Annotated in this window: 7 protein-coding genes; all 7 read right to left on the reverse strand. The window is 73.9% G+C overall.

Translation table 11 applies throughout. The features are described 5' to 3' along the window. Window positions 1-89 precede the first annotated feature (89 nt). Complete coding sequence (locus ACR9ZG_RS18150) at window positions 90-404, reverse strand: hypothetical protein (protein ID WP_481286244.1); 315 nt, start codon at window positions 402-404, stop codon at window positions 90-92. 38 nt (window positions 405-442) lie between these two features. Beyond that, entirely contained in the window at window positions 443-619 is a 177-nt protein-coding gene (locus tag ACR9ZG_RS18155; protein WP_481286245.1) for a hypothetical protein, read from the reverse strand. 46 nt (window positions 620-665) lie between these two features. Continuing rightward, window positions 666-1,097 carry a VOC family protein gene (locus tag ACR9ZG_RS18160; protein ID WP_481286246.1) on the reverse strand — a complete coding sequence of 144 codons (432 nt, stop codon included), beginning with the start codon at window positions 1,095-1,097 and terminating at the stop codon, window positions 666-668. Window positions 1,098-1,138: 41 nt separating this feature from the next. Continuing rightward, window positions 1,139-1,543: a hypothetical protein gene (locus ACR9ZG_RS18165; RefSeq protein WP_481286247.1), complete on the reverse strand. Its 405-nt coding sequence runs from the start codon at window positions 1,541-1,543 to the stop codon at window positions 1,139-1,141. A gap of 75 nt (window positions 1,544-1,618) precedes the next feature. Then, window positions 1,619-3,280 carry an alkaline phosphatase family protein gene (locus tag ACR9ZG_RS18170; RefSeq protein WP_481286248.1) on the reverse strand — a complete coding sequence of 554 codons (1,662 nt, stop codon included), beginning with the start codon at window positions 3,278-3,280 and terminating at the stop codon, window positions 1,619-1,621. Continuing rightward, complete coding sequence (locus ACR9ZG_RS18175) at window positions 3,277-3,990, reverse strand: RibD family protein (RefSeq protein ID WP_481286249.1); 714 nt, start codon at window positions 3,988-3,990, stop codon at window positions 3,277-3,279. The genes ACR9ZG_RS18170 and ACR9ZG_RS18175 overlap by 4 nt, the downstream gene beginning before the upstream one ends. Further along, window positions 3,987-4,511: lysylphosphatidylglycerol synthase domain-containing protein (locus tag ACR9ZG_RS18180; RefSeq protein WP_481286250.1), on the reverse strand; the 525-nt coding region annotated here is incomplete at its 5' end. The genes ACR9ZG_RS18180 and ACR9ZG_RS18175, both read right to left, overlap by 4 nt.

A 4,511-nucleotide genomic window follows, 5' to 3' on the forward strand; every position in this document is an offset into this window, starting at 1 on the left:
CCCCCCCCCCCCCCCCCCCCCCCCCCCCCCCCCCCCCCCCCCCCCTTTTTTTTTAGATGTGTATAAGAGACAGGTCTGGGGCTCTGGGGCTAGCCGGCGTCGCCGTCGAAGCGGTCGCCCACCTCGTGGCGCTCGTAACTGTCGCGGCCGACGACGAACTCCCGCTCCTCGTGGCCGTCGCCCATGACGAGCACGTACGACTCCGGGACGTCGATGAAGTGGTTCGTGACACCGCCGCGGCCCGCCATCGGCATCCACGCCCTTCCCGCCGGGACGTGCCGTTTGGCCGTCACGATGCTGTCGTGGGGAATCCGTATCGCTCGGCGCCGGAGGACCTCGATGCGGGCGATGACCCCCGCTGCGAACAGGGCCAGCGCGGCGAACGGCAGCCAGACGAATCCCACGGACCGACGCTACCGGGACCGAAGACCGCCGGGACCGCTCACGCGCCGTCGCCGGATGGCGACACCGCATCGCCCGGCGTGTCGCCGTCGCCCCGCGCGTCCCGGATGCCCGCGGCGACGCCACGGCGGACCACCCAATAGAGCGCATACAGGATCACACCCGTGATCACCACGGTGAGTGCGAGCCCGCTGAACGGATCGGCTACTGCGAACATCGGCGATTCCCCCTTCGCGACCTCCGACGATGCTAGCCGGGCGGGGCTACTGCAGACAGAACTCGTTCCCCTCCGGGTCGCGCATCATGATCACGAACTCCTCGTAGGGGCCCCACATGCCGAGGAGCGTCTTCTCCTCGGTGGCGCCCAGGGCGATGAGGCGGTCGCGTTCGGTCTCCAGCTCCTCGCGGGTGGCGCGGCGGTCGGCGAAGGGGGTGATGTCGAGGTGCATGCGGTTGCGGCCCCGCTTGCCGTGGCGGTAGCGGGAGAAGAAGAAGCGCTGGTGCGCCGGGTCGCCGTCCCAGGCCTCGGCGCGGTCGGCGAGGTCCTCGTCGGTCAGGCCGGCGGCCTTCAGCTCCTCGACGTCCTCCGCGTCCCACGAGCTGCCCACCGGGTAGCCCATGACGGCCGCCCAGAAGCGGGCCAGCGCGGTCGGGTCTTCGGCGTGGAACGAGACGTTGGCGATGCGCGCGGTCATGGCAGCACCCTAGGGGAGGGTGGGGTGCGGCCGATACCGCCTCACGCCACCGCCACCTCCCGTCGCCGCCGCAGCACCGCCGCGGTCGTGATCGCCAGCACGACGATGCCGATCGACTCGACGATCACGGTCTCGGGCACGAGGGTGAAGCTCCACACCTCGCGGATGCCGAAGAGGCCGACGGTCAGCGCCAGCAGCAGGGAGCCCAGGGTCGCGAGCAGGAAGAGGAGGCCGAGCACGGTCGTGATCCGCAGCAGCGTGCCGCGCGTCACGAGCATGCCCACGGCGAGCACGATGCCGGCGATGCCGTTCAGCACGAACAGCACGCCCAGCAGCCCGCCCACCCCCACGAAGAGCAGGTACAGGTGGATGCCGCCGGTCGCGGCGAGGAGGAGCGCGCTCAGGATGCGCAGGGTCCAGAGCATGCCCTGGCGTTGTTCGGTCATGGGGTCACCCGCTTCCGATCGGGGCCCCGACGGGAGGGGGCCACAGGGAGAACACGAAGGAGGGACGCTGTCGGTTCATCGTGACGCCGAACCTCCCGACCCGCCCGCTCCCGCGCCGAACGCGGTGAGGAACCGGTCGCGGAACGCGTCCATCCGCCACACCGGCGCGGAGGGGGAGGGCAGCATCCCGCTCTCCCATCCCCACGAGGAGACCCGGTCGAGCACCGCGGGGTCCTTCGCGATGATGCTGACCGGGACGTCGTGGCCGGCGCCCTCGCCGCTCACGATGGTCGCCGGCTGGTGGTCGCCCAGCACGACCAGCACGAGGTTCGGGTCGTCGAAGGTGGTCAGGAACGAGAAGAGCGACCCGAGCGAGTACTGGATCGACTCGCCGTAGAGCTGTCGCACGTGCTCCGGGTCCTGCCAGACGACCTGCGGCGAGAGGCCCTCGGCGTACTGGCCGGCGTAGCGGGAGCCGTCGCCGATGGCGTCCCACGGCACGAGGCTCGGCAGCGGGGTCCACGGGGTGTGCGACGAGACGAGGTCGATCTCGGCCATCACGGGCCGGTGCGGCTTCGCGAGCTCGTGCTGCCGGAAGTACGCCAGCGTGTACTGGTCGGGCACCCGGGCGTAGCTGAACCGCGGTCCGCGATAGCCGACGTTCTTCCCGTTCAGCTGCTCGTCGTAGTGGTAGAACGACGACCCCACCGGCCAGTGCCGCGTGTCGGAGGGGACGTCGCTGACCGTCCGCCAGCCGGCCTTGCGGAAGGCGGCGCTGAGGGTGAGCCGGTCGCTCGCGGTGACCTGGTCGTAGGCGCGCGGCGAGTCGACCCACAGCCCGGACTGGAGGGTGGAGTGGGCCAGCCAGCTCACCCCGCCGAACGTGGGGGAGGTGAGGAAGGCGCTGCGCTCGGCGTACCCGTGCGCCGCGAGGTCGGCCTCGCCCTTCCGCAGCACGGCGTCGACGCCGTCGGAGAAGGTCGACCCCTGCACGGCGACGCGGCCGTAGCTCTCGACGAACGCGACGACGACGTCCTTGCCACGCAGACCGGTCAGGAGGTCGTCGGCGGGCACCCGCGCGAACGGGTCGTCGGCCACGGCCCGGTTCAGTGCCGCGGCGTCGTGCGCCGCCGTCTCCACCTGGCGCGTCCTGGCGGCGGCGGTCGTCACGGAGTCCGCCGCGGCGACGGGCTCGCCGGGCACCAGCTGCACGCCGACGAGCGCGAGCACGAGCCAGCCGGCCGTCACGGCGGAGGCGCCGATCAGGGCGGCACGGCGGTGCGGGCGCAGGCGCCGGCCGAGGTGGAGGAGGGAGGCCGTCACGGCGACCAGCGCTCCGACGGCGACCACGCCCACGAGGATCAGCAGCGCGAGCGCTCCCGCCGGTCCCGTCGAGTCCTGCACGACGCCGTAGCCGTCGACCAGCTCGGGCCAGCCGGTCACGACGTCGAAGGGGCGTCCGACCGTCAGGGTGAAGACGCGGTCGAGGGCGGCGCTCACCGCGGTCGCGACCAGCAGGAGAGCCGCGAGCGCCGCGCCCACGCGCCGCCACCATCCCGGCGGCAGGAGGGTCAGCACGACCAGCGCGAGCACGGCCTCCAACGGGATGCGCAGCAGGGCGAGCGCCGAGCCGGAGCCGATGAGGCCGGGCGCGAGGGCGACCGTGGCGAGGACCGCGACGGCGAGCACGGTCGCGACCGCCGTGCGGACGGGATGGAGGCGCGGCCCGGTGCTCACGACCCGGCTCCCGGCATCCCGCCCGGCTCGAACCGGTCGGACAGCGCGTACCTCAGCAGCACGACGTCCCCGATCGCCCTCGTCTCGGCCAGCACGGCGCGGCGCTCGCCGCTCCAGGGGAACGCACCCTCGCCCACGAAGCGCGGCGCTCGCCGGTCGCCGACGAACAGCGGCGCGACCGCGACCTGCAGCTCATCGACGAGGTCGTCGCACAGGAACTGCGTCAGCGTGCGGCCGCCGCCCTCCACCAGCAGGCGCTGCAGACCGCGCTCGCCGAGGTCGGTGAGGAGGTCGGCCATCCGCACCTCCTCGCCGAGCGGCACGACGGTGGCGCGCCCGTCGAGCCGGGTGCGGAGGCGGTCGGCGGCGCCGCGCGGGCAGTACACGAGCTTGGTCGTGTCGCCCTGGGTGAAGAAGGCGGCGGCCGGGTCGAGGTCGCCCGTCGCCGTGACCGTGGCCTTCCAGGGCGAGAGTCCTCGGCCGGAGGCCGCCCGGCGCTGCCGGCGCGCGTCGCTGCGCACCAGCAGCCGCGGGTTGTCGAGCCGGACGGTGCGGGCGCCGACCAGGATCACGTCGTGGTGGGCGCGCACCTCGTCCACACGATCGAAGTCCTCCGGGTTCGACAGCGCCAGCCGCGGCGGGAGGGCGGTGTCGAGGTAGCCGTCGAGGCTGATGGCGCAGCTGACGGTGACGTAGGGCCGCGCGGTCACGGGAGGGGCCTCCTCACGGCGGGTGCGGGTGCGGGTGCGGGTGCCGGTGCTGGTGCGGGTGCCTGTGTGGGTGCGGCGGCGGAGGCCGGGGTGGCGGTCGGCGCGGCGGCAGCGGCAGCAGGCGCCGCGGGCGCCGCGAACCGCGCCGCGGGCAGGACGGCGCCGGGCGCGACCGAGAGCAGCGCGAGCACGCCGAAGAGGGTGGCGGCCGCGATTCCGGTGGACGCGCCGAGGCCGGCCGCCGCGAACGCCCAGCCCGCCAAGCCCTCCCGCGGTCCCCAGCCGCCGACGCCGACCGGGACGGAGGCGGCGAGCAGCACCGCGAACCCGAGGGCGAGCATGCGCAGCGGCGGCACCTGCGCTCCGACCGCGGCCACCGCCACGGCGAACGTGGCCACATGGCACAGGCACACGACGACGGAGGCGGCGACGGCCTGCACGAGCCCGGCCGTCGAGCCGAGGGCGGTCCGGAGCTCGATCGCTTCCCGCTGGAGGAGGCGCCGCGCCCGCGCGCTGACGAC

Source organism: Leifsonia sp. KNZ12-8B (assembly GCF_056755495.1).